General features: G+C 29.8%; 17 protein-coding genes and 1 tRNA gene. 3 read left to right on the top strand and 15 right to left on the bottom strand.

Annotated features, from left to right (window positions below):
* Window positions 1-44: 44 nt before the first annotated feature.
* The gene (locus CD035_RS06855; protein ID WP_048542811.1) at window positions 45-911 is read right to left on the bottom strand and encodes an alpha/beta fold hydrolase; all 867 of its coding nucleotides are present in this window, start codon (window positions 909-911) and stop codon (window positions 45-47) included.
* A gap of 516 nt (window positions 912-1427) precedes the next feature.
* Here CD035_RS06855 and CD035_RS06860 point away from each other — a divergent pair.
* From CD035_RS06860 to CD035_RS06870, 3 genes are all read left to right on the top strand, one after another.
* Window positions 1428-1826 (top strand): hypothetical protein, encoded by a 399-nt coding sequence (locus CD035_RS06860; RefSeq protein WP_048542813.1) that lies wholly within the window; start codon window positions 1428-1430, stop codon window positions 1824-1826.
* 63 nt (window positions 1827-1889) lie between these two features.
* Entirely contained in the window at window positions 1890-3926 is a 2037-nt protein-coding gene (locus CD035_RS06865; RefSeq protein WP_048542815.1) for a DUF1430 domain-containing protein, read from the top strand.
* Window positions 3919-4551: an ABC transporter ATP-binding protein gene (locus tag CD035_RS06870; protein WP_048542817.1), complete on the top strand. Its 633-nt coding sequence runs from the start codon at window positions 3919-3921 to the stop codon at window positions 4549-4551. Before CD035_RS06865 ends, CD035_RS06870 begins: the two co-directional genes overlap by 8 nt.
* A gap of 143 nt (window positions 4552-4694) precedes the next feature.
* Here CD035_RS06870 and CD035_RS06875 read toward each other — a convergent pair whose 3' ends face one another.
* From CD035_RS06875 to CD035_RS06940, 14 genes are all read right to left on the bottom strand, one after another.
* Complete coding sequence (locus tag CD035_RS06875; RefSeq protein ID WP_048542819.1) at window positions 4695-5018, bottom strand: low temperature requirement protein A; 324 nt, start codon at window positions 5016-5018, stop codon at window positions 4695-4697.
* Entirely contained in the window at window positions 5019-5375 is a 357-nt protein-coding gene (locus CD035_RS06880; RefSeq protein WP_048542821.1) for a MerR family transcriptional regulator, read from the bottom strand. It lies immediately after the preceding gene.
* Window positions 5376-5461: 86 nt separating this feature from the next.
* Window positions 5462-5782 (bottom strand): hypothetical protein, encoded by a 321-nt coding sequence (locus tag CD035_RS06885; RefSeq protein ID WP_048542825.1) that lies wholly within the window; start codon window positions 5780-5782, stop codon window positions 5462-5464.
* 17 nt (window positions 5783-5799) lie between these two features.
* On the bottom strand, window positions 5800-6558 hold the full coding sequence (locus CD035_RS06890) for an SDR family oxidoreductase (protein ID WP_048542827.1): 759 nt from the start codon (window positions 6556-6558) through the stop codon (window positions 5800-5802).
* Between the two features lie 391 nt (window positions 6559-6949).
* The gene (locus CD035_RS06895) at window positions 6950-7516 is read right to left on the bottom strand and encodes a nucleotidyltransferase domain-containing protein (protein WP_048542829.1); all 567 of its coding nucleotides are present in this window, start codon (window positions 7514-7516) and stop codon (window positions 6950-6952) included.
* A 90-nt stretch (window positions 7517-7606) separates the two neighbouring features.
* Window positions 7607-7882: a GNAT family N-acetyltransferase gene (locus CD035_RS14265; protein ID WP_080964702.1), complete on the bottom strand. Its 276-nt coding sequence runs from the start codon at window positions 7880-7882 to the stop codon at window positions 7607-7609.
* Window positions 7875-8150 (bottom strand): hypothetical protein, encoded by a 276-nt coding sequence (locus tag CD035_RS06905; protein ID WP_048542831.1) that lies wholly within the window; start codon window positions 8148-8150, stop codon window positions 7875-7877. Before CD035_RS06905 ends, CD035_RS14265 begins: the two co-directional genes overlap by 8 nt.
* 28 nt (window positions 8151-8178) lie before the next feature.
* Window positions 8179-8658, bottom strand: a complete 480-nt coding sequence (gene rlmH / locus CD035_RS06910; protein ID WP_048542833.1) for a 23S rRNA (pseudouridine(1915)-N(3))-methyltransferase RlmH — start codon at window positions 8656-8658, stop codon at window positions 8179-8181.
* A 293-nt stretch (window positions 8659-8951) separates the two neighbouring features.
* A complete protein-coding gene (locus CD035_RS06915; protein ID WP_075578428.1) occupies window positions 8952-9734 on the bottom strand; it encodes an MBL fold metallo-hydrolase in 783 nt (260 codons plus the stop codon).
* Window positions 9735-9774: 40 nt separating this feature from the next.
* Window positions 9775-10566 carry a two-component system regulatory protein YycI gene (locus CD035_RS06920; protein ID WP_048542836.1) on the bottom strand — a complete coding sequence of 264 codons (792 nt, stop codon included), beginning with the start codon at window positions 10564-10566 and terminating at the stop codon, window positions 9775-9777.
* Complete coding sequence (locus CD035_RS06925; RefSeq protein WP_048542837.1) at window positions 10566-11888, bottom strand: YycH family regulatory protein; 1323 nt, start codon at window positions 11886-11888, stop codon at window positions 10566-10568. Before CD035_RS06925 ends, CD035_RS06920 begins: the two co-directional genes overlap by 1 nt.
* Window positions 11881-13722 (bottom strand): cell wall metabolism sensor histidine kinase WalK, encoded by a 1842-nt coding sequence (gene walK, locus CD035_RS06930; protein ID WP_048542839.1) that lies wholly within the window; start codon window positions 13720-13722, stop codon window positions 11881-11883. The genes CD035_RS06925 and walK overlap by 8 nt, the downstream gene beginning before the upstream one ends.
* Window positions 13723-13731: 9 nt before the next feature.
* Complete coding sequence (gene yycF / locus CD035_RS06935; protein WP_025906262.1) at window positions 13732-14433, bottom strand: response regulator YycF; 702 nt, start codon at window positions 14431-14433, stop codon at window positions 13732-13734.
* A gap of 167 nt (window positions 14434-14600) precedes the next feature.
* Window positions 14601-14673, bottom strand: a tRNA-Asp gene (locus CD035_RS06940).
* Between the last annotated feature and the right edge of the window lie 75 nt (window positions 14674-14748).

Here is a 14748-nt window from a genome sequence, read left to right on the forward strand (position 1 = left end):
TTTTTTTCGAAAATGATTTTATTACTTAATTGCTTCTTAAGCTTCTACTTAATCATTTTCTCTAATAACTTTATATTTTGAATAACCTCTTCTGGATTACTCAAGTGTATTTTATGGGTTGTATTTGGGATATATTTCACTGTGTTGATTCTACTTATTAATCTTTGATTCTCAATCAACTTATGCCATGTCGATTCAAATAAGCACGCTTCTTTATAAGGTATATTTTCCTTTACTAACTCTTGGATACTATAATTTTTATCCCTTCCTAAAACTATTAGCGGTAAATTCATTTGTTTAAATTCTTTCTTTATGAGTTTCGTATCTTTTCTCCAATTTGACACTTCATAGAACATTGCTCTATATAAGTTAGGAGACGTATAAAAATTAATTAATTCATCATTATATTGAGATATATCGATTTCTTTTTTTATAGCTTCTTTATCCAGTTCTTTCATTTTGTCACAAAACTTTATAAAGTCTTCTTCTGTCGTTCCCTTATTTAACTCAGGTGCATCTAATTCATCTAATATTTGTTCATCAACAGATGTTGAATCAATCAGTAATATAGATTTAACACGTTCTTGATACATTTGTATAAAAAGCTGTACGCATAATCCACCGTGTGAGTGTCCTACTAAAATCACTTTATCTTTTATTAATTTTTCATCTAACATCTTAGATACTATTTTAGACGTATGCGTTACGTTTAAATCATTTGTATTTATAGTACTTTCACCCAAAACGGGTCTATTAAATAATATACATTGATAGTTATCTTTTAATCTCATAGCAATTTCTCTAAACTCACTTAAATGACTATATAATCCCGTAAAAAATATAATTGGTTGCCCTGTCCCATAAATTTCTATCTCTAATAACCCTTTATCTAATTCAACTAGTTGTTTCATAAGACATCCCCTTCAACATTTTTTATTTGACTACCGTTATGATAAATACAGATATAAATACAATGATACATACACTCAATATATTATTTGCCTCTCTAGAAGAGTTATAATCCACTTCCATTTATTCCAAGAACACTATTTGAGATATTTTCAATCGATCCATGTTCTTATAATATCATCTACTTGATACGTTTCATCTATCATATAGATTAAAAGCAATGCCCTTTTAAACCTTGCATAATATAAAGCTTTTAGTGGGTATATACCTAGTGAGTAGTAAACTAAAGCGTTTACATAAATTTAACTATTTATCTTCATTTCATTATACCAAGTTTAATAATGACATTTATAATCAAATTAATAAAATAGAAAAATAAATTCAATAAAAATTTCTAAAAAACACTTCTATACATTTAAAAAATAAAATTATTATTATAATTTTAAGAAACACTACCAATTCTTTACTTCTTAATATATACTTAAATTGAATAAAATAATATTTGGGAGTGTTTATATATGAAAAAACAATTTATTTTAGCATCTGCTTTAACTTTAGGAATATCAAGTTTAGGCATTGTAGGCATAGCAAAAGCTGATGTTATAAGTGTTAATGGTGGCTCTGAGAACGTAGATAATTACAATGGTTTAATACAGTCGGAAACTCATGATAATAATTCTGATATTACAACAAGAGCAATAACAACAGGCAAGAAAAGTGGTGGTTTTTGGATTAGAGGTATACGAAATAAAACAGTAGTATCAGAATATAAACACTATAAAAAATCAGCTAGAGGAACAGCAATTAATGGAAAAGGGATTGTTGGAGATGGTGGTTGGAAAAAAGCAGGTACATATTCTAAAGGACATGTTAAAAAAACTGGTTCCGGTAACAAATCTTACTATGATCATAAATAGTTGAAATATTACCCATTAAGATAATAGTTCTTAGTGGGCTCTTTTTATAGAATCGAGGTAAACATGAAAAAAATCATATTAATACTAGCAATAGTTCTATCTCTTATCGTAAATTTTATTTTAATTGACTCTTATAAATCATTATCATTTTACAATACTATAGAAAAACAAAGCGAAAAAATTCAATTTGCTTTCGATACAAAAAAACAATACAGCAAAGATTCTACACATTATTTTAAAAAATTATCGAGAGAGTATAATGTACCAATTACTAAGGTGACCTATTTAAGTAATGATAAGATTACAATCAATACAACAGATATACAATTAAAACAAAAGGTAGATAAAAATAAAAATCTCAATTTATTCGATAGCAAACTGAAAGTTAAAGTATACGATTTAAGCAATACTAATCTATCTGAAGAAGGTACATATTTCCTTTCAGGTGATAAGCAAAACATAGAAAAAATAATTGGTTTAATAAATAAGAATGTTGGTTCAGCACAAAAAGTTGACAACACAGTAAATCAGCATATTCAAATTGATCAATTTACTATAATTCTCTCAAGTTTATTCTTATTTATACTTTTATCGGTATTTATACATTATTTACAAAGTAAAAAGAATGATAATAAATTATTATATGATTTAGGATACAGTAAATTCAATCACATTATTTTTTTGTTCAACGATTTAAAATACTATTTTTTAAGTTACACACTTATCAATGTAGTTTTAAGTATACTTATGTATCTATTTATTTTTAAAGACAATCATCTCATATATGTAATAGTTCTTACTTTATGTACGACATTCTTCTTAACTATTTTATGTGTTGGTATTATAATTATCACGTTTAATATTTTTATAAAGCAATATTCTAAAAATATTAAACAAAGTAATCCGTTTTTAATGATGTATACATATATGGCACTATCTATAATTGCAGTTATATTTTTATCCTTATCAACTGATAACTTGGTGAAAAATTATAAAGAATATAAAAATCAACAAAGTAGCATTAAGCACTGGAATGTTTCAAAAGATACTTATAAAACAGAAATTTTAGATTTAGGTCAAATAAAAAATGAAGAACTAGCTAAAAAATTTAATAGTAATTTGAAAAACTATTATAATAGTTCATATAATAAAGGATTTATTATTGATACAGGGAACTTTTATAATTCTGATGGAAGACCACTATATAAATTAAATGAAAAAGAAAATACAAATATAGAACCTGATGGTAAAACAATTACAGTAGACAAAAATTATTTAAAAGAACATCGAATCAAAACAAATAATAACAAAGATGTCTTAAATTGTATTGTCCATAGTGATAATACACAAAACATTATTGTTCCCATAAAATATAAAAAATATGGTGAAATAATTGAAGATAATTTTAAAGATAATTTTACATTTAGAAAAGATATAGAGCATTATAAAAATAAAACAAATAAAAACTTAAAAATTAATATTATATGGACAAATAACCAAGTTAGTTACCATACATATGATAATGAAATTGGTGGGAAAAAAAATATAATAGTTGCACCAATTGCTATAATCGAAAGTGGTAATACAGATCCTCTTAATTTTGGAACATATTTTTCTACAAGCTATTTCTTTAAGAGCCAGTTGGATAATCCTTATATGACTATAAGAAAAGGTTTAGAGAAATATAATATAGATGGCTATATACCAAGTGTCATGTCTGTTTACGATACAAAAGTAGACGAAGTTAATAATCTAAAAGTAAATACAGTTAAATATACGCTATTAGCTTTTATGACAGGAATAACATTTATAATGATGACATTCACTTTTATTAGATTATATTTCACATCTTATCAATACCTAATATTTATCAAACGTAATTTAGGGTATAGTTATTTTCAAATTCACAAGTCAATTTTAGCGTTCCTTTTATTTATTAATTTATTAATGGCAATCCTAATTTTAATCCAACAAAACATCATATCTTATTTTATCTTTATTAGCATCATTTTAATTGAAATAATTATATTTTATTATTCGTTTATAAAATTGAATAAAGAAAATACAAATGAAGTATTGAAAGGAAAAAAAGATGATTAAACTTAAAAATATTCATAAATCATATGACAATAAAAATATTATAAAAAATTTTAATTATAGTATAAACAAAGGTGATTTTGTTATTATAAAAGGGGCAAGTGGAACAGGAAAATCAAGCTTATTAAATATTTTTGGATTATTAGAATCTCCAGATATTGGTGAAGTAACATTCAATGAAACACCTATTCATAATGAAAAAAACAAAAGATTATTTAGACGAAAAGACATTGCCTATATTTATCAAAATTATGGACTATTAGAGAATGAAAGTATTCTTAAAAATTTAACCTTACCTTTAAATATTTCTAAAAAAGATATAAATAAAATTGAACGCGTTACTAATCAATTAGGAATATCTCATATACCTTTAAAGACCAAAGTATATACTTGTAGCGGCGGAGAACAGCAAAGAATCTCTATTGCAAGAGCAATTTTAAAAGAACCTTCTTTAATTATTGCTGACGAACCGACCGGCAATTTAGATAAAGCAAATGCTTTTAATATTATGGATATCTTCGAAGAATTAAATAAAAAAGGTATAACAATAATAATGGCAACACATGACCATAAGTTTTTTGATATTGGCAATAAGCAAATAGATTTAAACTTTAAAAGTACTGACTGAGTCATTCATTCCTTTCTTTCTTATCCAAAAAACACTCATTTTTCTTAAGCTTTATGACATCGCCTTTTCTGTTGTAAAGTCATAAAAATAAATAGCACATCGTAGTTTGATCAGTTTCAAAGGAAGTGATTTTTTTGGTAACATTAGCAGAAATTATAATTTTCATAACCTGTATTTTCATTGTATCTATTACTGTTAATAGACTTTAAAAGTAGTAATATGAGAAACATATCTGTAAATACAAAAATGTATTGATACCATTTCTTTTTAAAAAATCGATTTTCTAAAAATGTTCTGTAAGTCCAAATAGCAAAAAATACAAGGAATAACATAAATGTCTTTACTAAGCTTTCCAACGATACTAGATTAGAAGATATATGTTCAACAGTATGATTAATAGTAGATAGAACATATACAAAGACTAAATCAAAAAACAATTCGGACATACTAACTTCTTTCTTGATCATTTATGAATCACCCTCTTTTTCTAATAATTTGAACTTATCATCCAAAGTTTTTAAAGCTTGGTCGATAAGTTCCTTTTGTTTAATTAGATTTTCTTGGTGTTCGATAAATATTTTTTTCCTTTCTAAAACTGTAGAGCGTCCTTGATCATAAAGTTCAGCTATTTCTTTTAATTTGGAAACAGGCATGTGTGTTTGACGCATACATTTTATGAATTCTAACCAATACAAATCTTCAACCTTAAAATCACGGTAACCATTGTTATCTCTTTCAATAAATGGAAATAGGCCTGATTTATCATAATATCTAATGGTATGCTCACTTATACCGACACTTTCAGCTGCTTTTTTTACGTTCACTATTTTACCTCCTTAGTACAAGAAGAGGCAGCTCTGTATGGCTACCTCTCATTTATAAACTTTTTTTGATTAATTATTTAAAAATTTTAAGCAGTTAAATTTAGAATTAATGTATCATAGTTTGATTCAATAATTGCTTTAAATCCAAAAGTAGATTCTAAATCATTTTTTAGTCTATTAATATCTTTATAGTATATTTCACCAATATTTGAAATTAATAAACCAATACCGTTTATATCATTATGAAATAAGCTATTTCGATGAGATAGCTCTATAATTGCTTTTGCTAAATATTCAACATAGTTATCTACATTTATATATGTTTCTTTTTCATCTATGACTTTTTCTTTGGTAATAATACTTATAGTTGTAGTATCCCCATTATAAGAGGCTAAAAAATAATACATAAAATTCTCCTCCTTATTTAGCGTGTTGTATAACCACCATTTGCAAATAAAGTTTGTCCATTAATCCACCAACCATCTGTTGTTAAAAACTTAATAATTGGTGCAATATCATTGATATCTGTTAATTGATTGTGTAATGCTTGTGATTTATGAAACTCTACGGCTTCGTCGCTTTCTTGAGGGTAGAAGAAAGGTGTGTCCATTGGACCAGGTGCAACTGCATTAACAGAAATACCTCTATCCATAAATTCTTTTGACGCAGCACGAGTATAGTGTTCAATAGGTGCTTTTTCACCAGCATAAGTAGAATAATAACCCGTATATGCAGCAAGTAAAGATGTTGCAAGTGTTATAATTTTCCCATTATCATTCATATGTTTTTCTGCATATTGTATAAAGAAATAAGCCGATTTAGCATTAATAGCTGACATAGTGTCAAACTCATCTTCAGTTATTTCAGAAATAGGTTTTTTGAGTACTTTACCAACAGTGTTAATTGCAATATCAACTTTTCCTAAAGTAGATTCAGCGTGCTTAAATAAATCTTCCATATTTTTTACTTCTGTGAGATCTCCGGAAAATAAAGTTCCTTCTGAACCCAATGATTTAATTTCATCTAATGTTGCCTCAGCTTGTTGCTTACTATTATCATTATGATGATGTACAACAATTTTTGCGCCTTCTTTTGCGTAAGACTTACTTAACAAAGCACCTAAATTTTTGGCACCACCAGCAATTACAACGACTTTACCATTTAATGATTCATATTTACTCATCTTATTACCTCCTTTAAGTATAATTAAACAATACACCTTAGAGTGCAATATCAAACAAGTGGAAATTTGAATTTTTAAACAAAAAAGAAGGAAATTATGTTATTAGGAATATCAAGACTAATACCTTTAATTAGAGTAATGATTGGTATTATAAAAAGAGTGAATAAAATACATTAAAAAATAATCAACTCGTGTTTTTAGCTTAGTATAAAATTGAAATGGTAGCACGTTTATGTTAATGCAAAAGAGTAAATAAGAGCAATAAAAAAGAGGCAACATTCGCTAACATGTTACCCCTTCAGAGCCACTTGAAAAGACGGTGACTTTTTGTAAAGGTATAAAAATAACTATTACCCTGTCAAAGTTGGATAGTTTTTTTTTTGATCTATTACTATAGATAATCATTCCATTGATGATTTGGATTAGTTAATTTTAAATTTTTACTTAACCACGCTCTTTTCTTATCATCTAGTTGGTTTATAACAAACTCAAAATCTTGATTATCTTTTTCCCTTGTATGACTCGTTTTAAACAAGAGAACTATTTCTGGATTTAAATAGGGTATGCCAAGTTCAGTATAACTGTAAGTAGTATTTAAAGATTTAGAAATTCTTAAATCTCTTCTGTATATCCACTCATTATTGTTAAATTCATTTAATAGTATTTCGATATGTTCATCAGTCTCTTCGTTAACTATATATATTTCATGAATTGGTAACTCTAAAAACTCATCTCCCCATTCATAAAATTGACCATTTACTACTTTTTTAAATTTCCATCCATCAAAATAATTTTTTAAGTATAATTGATCTTTTCTGAAGATTCCTATTTCTATATCTTCGTGATGTCGCGTTTTTCTGCCTATATATAAATCTAACGCCCAACCACCAGCAATAAACCAATGTTTGTTAAAATTTCCCATTAATAAATTGAATTTTTCACATTCTTTAAATGTCATATTCACACCTTCAAATTATCATATATTTATTCGTATTTTACTAATTTATATCAAGATTATGTTTCAGCCTTTCAACATAATCTTGATTAATTAATACTTTTTAACACATTTATATCTAAAAACTCCAGGATATTTCTCACCTAAAGAAAAAATTTCAAAATCTAATCTTGAATAGAAAAGTACAGCATCTCTATCCGTTTCTACTACTATTACTTTATTTGGATATAAATCGTGAATTGCATTTACAATTGTTTTTCCTATTCCTTGCTTTTGAAGATGATTCAGAACGGCTATATGCTTAATAATAACTTCTTTATCGTTAGTAGATACACCTAGTAAACCAATAATATTGTAAATCTTAAATATAAAAGGAACCTAGTTCCGTATAAATATTTTTTAATTTATTTTTCATGTCTATTAAGTCTCCATTAAAAGCAATCATCATAACCAAATCAGAATATTTATCATTATATCCTTGAACACCTGAACCAATTTGAATGATTCCATCAACATTTTCATTTACTAAACTGTCTATAATTATATTTCTAATATTTTCTCTGTCTAATGCACTATACATTTGAATACATATTTTCTTTAAATTTGATAACTTATTATTAATTAATCTGATATACATTCTTCATCTTCTTACCCTATTTTTTGTTTTATTTGTGATAACTTTCCCCGCGCATAATCTTAAACGCTCTATACACTTGTTCCATCAGGATGACTTTCATCATTTGGTGTGGGAATGTCATTTTGCTGAATGATAGGGCATAGTTGCTGCGTTGTAATACTTTTTGATGTAGGCCGTTTGATCCGCCGATGATAAATGTGATGTGCGAATTGCCTCTTGTCATGAGGTTATCAATTTCTTTACTGAGTTCTTCGCTTGTTAACATCTTCCCTTGTATTTCCAGGGTAATCACGTAACTGTCTTGTTTGATTTTAGACATGATTCTGTCCGCTTCTTTTTCTTTCACAATCTCTATATCTTTATCGCTCATATTATCAGGTGCTTTTTCATCTGCTACTTCGATGAGTTCTGTCTTTGTATATGCACCTAAGCGTTTGTTATATTCATCTACGGCTTGTTTCCAGTATTTCTCTTTTAGTTTACCTACCGTTATGATTGTTATCTTCATTTTTATCCACCTTTATTCATCTTGTTAAAAGTTATCCACATGTTATTAACTTATACACAGTTTTCTTTATTATTATATCAACAATTTTAATTTTTTGTACGTTTTCTAGATATTAAGCTGTTTATTTTTATACATTTTATTATGATTTATCCACGGATTTATATACATTGTGGATAAAATGGTGGATAACTACCTATATTATTCACAGTTTGTGGACATTTGTGTATAACTGTGGGTATATATGTGCACAAACTAAAAAGATATCCCCAACTCAATAATTGGGGATATCTTTTTTAAATATAGTATATTGGTGTTGCTTTTTCTTTATCTGTATCACATAAAATGACTTCTTTATTTGTATCAATATCATGTTCGTTTAATACTTGACCGACACTCATTCTTGCTAAATCTTTCATGTTGTTGTCTTGGCTTAAGTGTGACAGATAGATACGTTTCGTGCTACCTGTTATAACATCACACATTGCATGTGCTGCATCTTCGTTAGATACGTGACCCATGTCGCTTAATATACGTTGTTTCGTCTTCCATGGATATCTGCCCATTCTTAACATATCCACATCGTGATTACTTTCGAATACAAAGGCATCACTTCCGTGTATCATACCTTTCATGCGGTCTGACACGTAGCCTGTATCTGTAATCATCGTTAACTTTTTATAGTCGTTATTAAAGATATAGAACTGTGGGTCTATTGCGTCATGTGACACGCTAAATGATTCGATATCCATACCTGCTAAAGTCTTTGTTTCATATGGTTCAAAGTGAAATTTTTGATCTAGTGGTATGTTTTTATCTTTAACTTCTATCATTTGCCATGTCTTTTTGTTCGCATAGATAGGTAGTTTATACTTTCTTGCGAGTACACCTAACCCTTTTATGTGATCGATATGTTCGTGGGTTACTAAAATACCTTCTAAGTCGCTGATGTTACGGTCAATTTGTTGAAAGAGACCTTCTATTTTCTTTCCTGTTAAGCCAGCATCGACAAGTAGGCTTCCTTTATCTGATTCTATATAAGTGGCATTTCCTGTACTGCCACTTGCGAGTACGCTCATTGCGATCACAAGTGTTCATCTCCTTTAATTACTGCTTCTCTTACGATTCTTCTAATATGGTAGATTCTGGTTTAATAGCATCGATATACAATGTCTTCGTATCTGTTTTACCGTCTTTTTCGGATTTAATTTTAACTTCCCATGACGGTACAAGTACTTGTCCGCCTATTTCTTTAACGACACTGTAGTAACCTAACCTTACAGACTCTACTTTATCACCTTTTTTAAGGTATGTGTTGTAATACAATGTCTCTAAAGCTGTCTTCGCATCTGCTATTTTGCGTTTATTATTGTTGTCGCCATTTCCTGGTTTAAGTTTGTCTAAATACGTTTGTGTATATGACTTAGCTTTATCATTATCCATATCTATGACGATTTGTCCTTTGTTGTTGTTGAGTATTGGTAAATCTTCATAGTTTTGTTCATAGACGACTTTGTTTTTATCTGTGTTGTTCTTTTTATATTCGTAATCTTTACCTTTAAAAGCATCTTTGTTAATAAAGCTCTTAAATGATGTTTGTTTACTATCTTTATCTAAATCTGCACTGACGTCTTTGTTGATTTTCGTGTCTTTTTCACTTAATGAATAAACACCTTCAAGTTCATCTGAATCGAATGATTTACTACTACCTGTTATGGCTTGCATCTTCTTATCTCGATATTCTGGTAACTGCGGAATGTCTATGCCTTCTTTAGCAAAATTAACATCTGATTGTGCGTTTGATTCTTGAACAATAGAATTATTTACTTTATTAAAGTATACAACGACTAATCCTATATTAATGAGAATAAACACAATGATGAAGAGTGACTTAGCATGTTTCCAATCCATTAAGAAAGCCCTCCATTCTCGTACCGTTTCCATTCACCGTCATATTTGACATACCATTTCGGTGTAAATTCAATCGTGTCTTGTAAGTTATTAATTTCGTCTTTAGGTAATGATAAATCATAACCAATTGCTAAATTCGTAACTTTGTTAAAATCAATCGAACCATTTGAAGCTAGGTTAAATCTAACTTCTTCTGATGAAGGTAATCCATCCGCTTCTTTTTTAGACGGTACGGCTACTCCTGTTGTAATAAGACCGCGATTATATTCATTAATTGTATCTCTACCCCACACCGCTTCTATTGAAGATAACTTATCATCATTAAACACTGGATAATTATTTAAGAACATTTGATAGTCTATTTTACCAGACTTTTGATCCGTACTAAATAGACGGAATTCATCTGTATATCCTGCATGTTCATTAATAAATTTAAATGAATTTGTAATCGATTTTGACATATCTTTTTGACGATTTTCATCTTCTGATAAATTCGTATAACGATATGTTTGTTTCGCTTCATTCACGGTAGAAATCCCCGTATTGTTATTATAAGTCGAGACGTTATGTTCATTACTACGCGCAATCACCGAATCACCGAGAATAACGTCATTTAATTCAGATACGGATATTTTGTTAGAAACGTAACGGTAAATATTCATATTATCCGCATTCTCTGGTGCATAAATTTGATTGATTTCATTCGTAGTCGTCTCATTTGTAATCATGCCTGTATAAGGTTTCAAATCAGGTGCTGCTTCTTTATTCACCTTATCAAATTGCGTGCTTTTAATATTTGTCTGTAGTTTAACAGCCTTTTGTTTATTCTCACTTAAAAGATACACAACAGCTTCTTTCGTTGATTTCGTATCTACAAGTATTCGGTCAAAATTAATATTAGGATAATAGTTCATATTCATGCCTAATACTTGGTTCAAATACATTTCACTCGGAATGCTATCGGGGAAGTCTAAAATCGTATATCGTTCAGATAAATCTTCAAGTTGAACGACTGACTCACTGCTTAAAATATCAACTTTCTTCACTTCTTTACTCAACAATTGATCAGTAATCTTCTTGATATCTTTCACGTTAGACGTCCCTTTCACGTCCGTGCCATTTCGATTAATCATTCTAAATGGCATAATCACACTATCAATAGGCTTACTAATTTTAGGTCCAATAGAAGGTGTTTCTGTATTCACATCTGTTTCTAAATCTGTCAGTTCAGGTGTAAATGTCCATACACGGTATGTCATAAACACACTGATAAGCACAAGGATTATGAGGATAGTAGATTTAATCAGTTCTCTATTACGCATCCCAATCACCAAACTCATCTTCCATGACTTCACATGGTAATGTTATATAGATGGATGTACCTTGACCTTCTTTACTGCTCGCCCATATTCTACCTTTATGTGCTTCTACGATTTCTTTAGTGATGGCTAAACCTAAACCTGTACCACCCATTTTACGTGCTCTCGCTTTATCTACTCTGTAGAAACGATCAAAGATTTTATCTACTTTATTCACCGGGATACCAATACCATTATCTTTAATTTGTATTGTCATTCGGTTATATAAAGTATTTTGTTTCACATGAAACTCTACACGTTTATGAGATTCTTGTGAGTATTTAATAGCATTTGTAATAACGTTATCAAACACTTGTGTCATCTTATCTGGATCAATTTCAACGAATAAACCTTTAACAGGTATGTCTCTAATAAATGTCACGTTCTTACCTTGTGTCATTTCATGTCTATTAATGATTTTGTTAATAAACATATTAAAATCAATCAATTCAGAGTTCATTTGATCACTTGAACTGTCCATTTTAGAAAGTTGTAATAAGTCATTAACAAGACGAATCATACGGTCTGTTTCTTCACGTGTAACATTTAAGAATGTTGGTGCAACTTCTGGATCTCGCCATGCTCCTTCTTCTAATGCTTCTATATAACTTCTCATAGATGTTAGTGGCGTACGCAATTCATGTGAAACATTCGCAACGAATTCACGTCGTTCATTTTCTAAAATGTGCTGCTCCGTAACGTCATGTAATACGGCAATATAACCATTGATAAATCCTGTATCTTGAATAATTGTACTGAAGTTAACACGCGCGATAATACCTTCTTCACTATTAATATCAATAATGAAACTATCATTATTCTCTTGTAAGTCATCTAATGAATAATCATCATCAATATTTAGAATATCTAATATATGTTTCGCTTCTACATCGGCACGTTCTAGACCTAACATTTTAAGCGCCATTTCATTAATAATACGTACGCGACCGCGTCTATCAGTAGCAAGGACACCATCGCTCATATGTGTGATAACCGAGTCTAGACGACGCTTTTCACTTTCAGTATTAGCTTGTGCTTCTTGTACACGTTTAGATAAGTTGTTAAATGACAGCGCAAGTTCACCGATTTCGTCATTTCCGTATATCTTAACGCGCTGCGTATAGTTACCTTTAGACATCTCTAACGTTTGGTTACGCATGTCTGATATAGGTTTCGTAATGGTTCTCGCAATGAAGAAACCGAGCACGATTGTGATCAATAATGAGATTGCTGTACCGATGATGAAGATTTGGTTAATGTTGTTTAACTGTTCGTAAACAGAATCAATATCTGATTCAACATATATATCTCCGACGACTTCACCTTCGTATTCAACAGGTTTATTTTTGATCCATACTCTATTACTATCGGATGAATCATTTTTTAATACGATTTTATCATTAGCTTTTCCTAAAGATAACGCCTTTTGTACAGAGCTATCGTTTACTTTTTGATTGACGGTATTTTGATTAGTAGCTTTAGATGTCGCCACAATAATTTGATCTTGATCAATAAACTTAATCTCATCAATTTCAGTTCTATTGGCATAATCATCTAATATACTTTGTATTTCTTTTTGGAAGTTCCGATTTGGATCTTCTGAGTTGTACGTTTTCTTTATGTTGTAATTAATCTGTTTCACGTGCTGTTCAATATTTGTCTTGAAGTTACGTGTCAGTTCTTTCTCAAGACTATTTGTAAAATATAATCCAATAATTTGCATACCAATAATGATTAATAAAACATAAATAACGACAAGTTTAATGTGTAAGGACTGAAACTTCTTTAGCCAATTCATAATATCAGCCTACTCTTGTGTTTGTAGGAAATAACCCACACCTCTACGCGTCACAATATATTCTGGGTGTGATGCATCGTCTTCGATTTTTTCACGTAGACGACGTATCGTAACATCAACTGTACGTACATCTCCAAAATAATCATAACCCCATACAGTTTGGAGTAAGTGTTCACGCGTCATAACTTGTCCAATATGTTTTGCTAAATAATGAAACAATTCAAATTCACGGTGTGTCAATTCGATATCGACACCACGTTTTTTAATTGAATATGCATCAGGATATACGGTAATATCTTTAATGACGATTTCATTTGTTTCTTCGTCTTCTGTTTGCGTTGGTTGAGAATAATGTCTACGTAAGTTTGCTTTCACACGCGCGATTAATTCACGTGTTGAAAAAGGCTTCGTCACATAATCATCTGCACCTAACTCTAACCCTAGAACTTTATCAATTTCTGAGTCTTTTGCTGTTAACATAATGATTGGCATTTCAAATTTCTTACGAACCTCTCTACAAACTTCCATACCATCTCTACCAGGTAGCATAATATCTAGTAATACGATGTCTGGTTCTTCTGCATATATCAAATCTACTGCGTCATTACCGTCATATGCGCAATAAACATCATAACCTTCTTTTTTTAAATTAAATTCAAGTATATCTGCAATTGGTTTTTCATCATCAACGACTACTATTTTTCTAGCCATACATTTACCTCATTTCTTTTTGAAAATAAGTATCTCTAAGCACACAATTGTGCATGATATCCTATACTATAATTTAACACTATTTGTCTATTAATTCTATTGTTTGACGTTAATCTATGATTGAACAACAAAAAAATGCTTATCGTTATTACGATAAGCATTAAAAGCGGTCCCGACGGGAATCGAACCCGCGATCTCCTGCGTGACAGGCAGGCATGTTAACCGCTACACCACGGGACCTTATGTATAAAATTGAGATGGTGACCCCTACGGGATTCGAACCCGTGTTACCGCCGTGAAAGGGCGGTGTCTTAA

This window comes from Mammaliicoccus sciuri (assembly GCF_002901825.1).
Classification (GTDB): Bacteria; Bacillota; Bacilli; order Staphylococcales; family Staphylococcaceae; genus Mammaliicoccus; species Mammaliicoccus sciuri.

What these genes read in the sequence shown, in the direction of transcription:
- CD035_RS06855 (WP_048542811.1), bottom strand. Translation starts at nt 911, where the DNA reads ATGAAACAACTAGTTGAATTAGATAAAGGGTTATTAGAGATAGAAATT.
- CD035_RS06860 (WP_048542813.1), top strand. Translation starts at nt 1,428, where the DNA reads ATGAAAAAACAATTTATTTTAGCATCTGCTTTAACTTTAGGAATATCA.
- CD035_RS06865 (WP_048542815.1), top strand. Translation starts at nt 1,890, where the DNA reads ATGAAAAAAATCATATTAATACTAGCAATAGTTCTATCTCTTATCGTA.
- CD035_RS06870 (WP_048542817.1), top strand. Translation starts at nt 3,919, where the DNA reads ATGATTAAACTTAAAAATATTCATAAATCATATGACAATAAAAATATT.
- CD035_RS06875 (WP_048542819.1), bottom strand. Translation starts at nt 5,018, where the DNA reads ATGATCAAGAAAGAAGTTAGTATGTCCGAATTGTTTTTTGATTTAGTC.
- CD035_RS06885 (WP_048542825.1), bottom strand. Translation starts at nt 5,782, where the DNA reads ATGTATTATTTTTTAGCCTCTTATAATGGGGATACTACAACTATAAGT.
- CD035_RS06890 (WP_048542827.1), bottom strand. Translation starts at nt 6,558, where the DNA reads ATGAGTAAATATGAATCATTAAATGGTAAAGTCGTTGTAATTGCTGGT.
- CD035_RS06895 (WP_048542829.1), bottom strand. Translation starts at nt 7,516, where the DNA reads ATGACATTTAAAGAATGTGAAAAATTCAATTTATTAATGGGAAATTTT.
- CD035_RS06905 (WP_048542831.1), bottom strand. Translation starts at nt 8,150, where the DNA reads ATGTATATCAGATTAATTAATAATAAGTTATCAAATTTAAAGAAAATA.
- rlmH (WP_048542833.1), bottom strand. Translation starts at nt 8,658, where the DNA reads ATGAAGATAACAATCATAACGGTAGGTAAACTAAAAGAGAAATACTGG.
- CD035_RS06915 (WP_075578428.1), bottom strand. Translation starts at nt 9,734, where the DNA reads ATGAGCGTACTCGCAAGTGGCAGTACAGGAAATGCCACTTATATAGAA.
- CD035_RS06920 (WP_048542836.1), bottom strand. Translation starts at nt 10,566, where the DNA reads ATGGATTGGAAACATGCTAAGTCACTCTTCATCATTGTGTTTATTCTC.
- CD035_RS06925 (WP_048542837.1), bottom strand. Translation starts at nt 11,888, where the DNA reads ATGCGTAATAGAGAACTGATTAAATCTACTATCCTCATAATCCTTGTG.
- walK (WP_048542839.1), bottom strand. Translation starts at nt 13,722, where the DNA reads ATGAATTGGCTAAAGAAGTTTCAGTCCTTACACATTAAACTTGTCGTT.
- yycF (WP_025906262.1), bottom strand. Translation starts at nt 14,433, where the DNA reads ATGGCTAGAAAAATAGTAGTCGTTGATGATGAAAAACCAATTGCAGAT.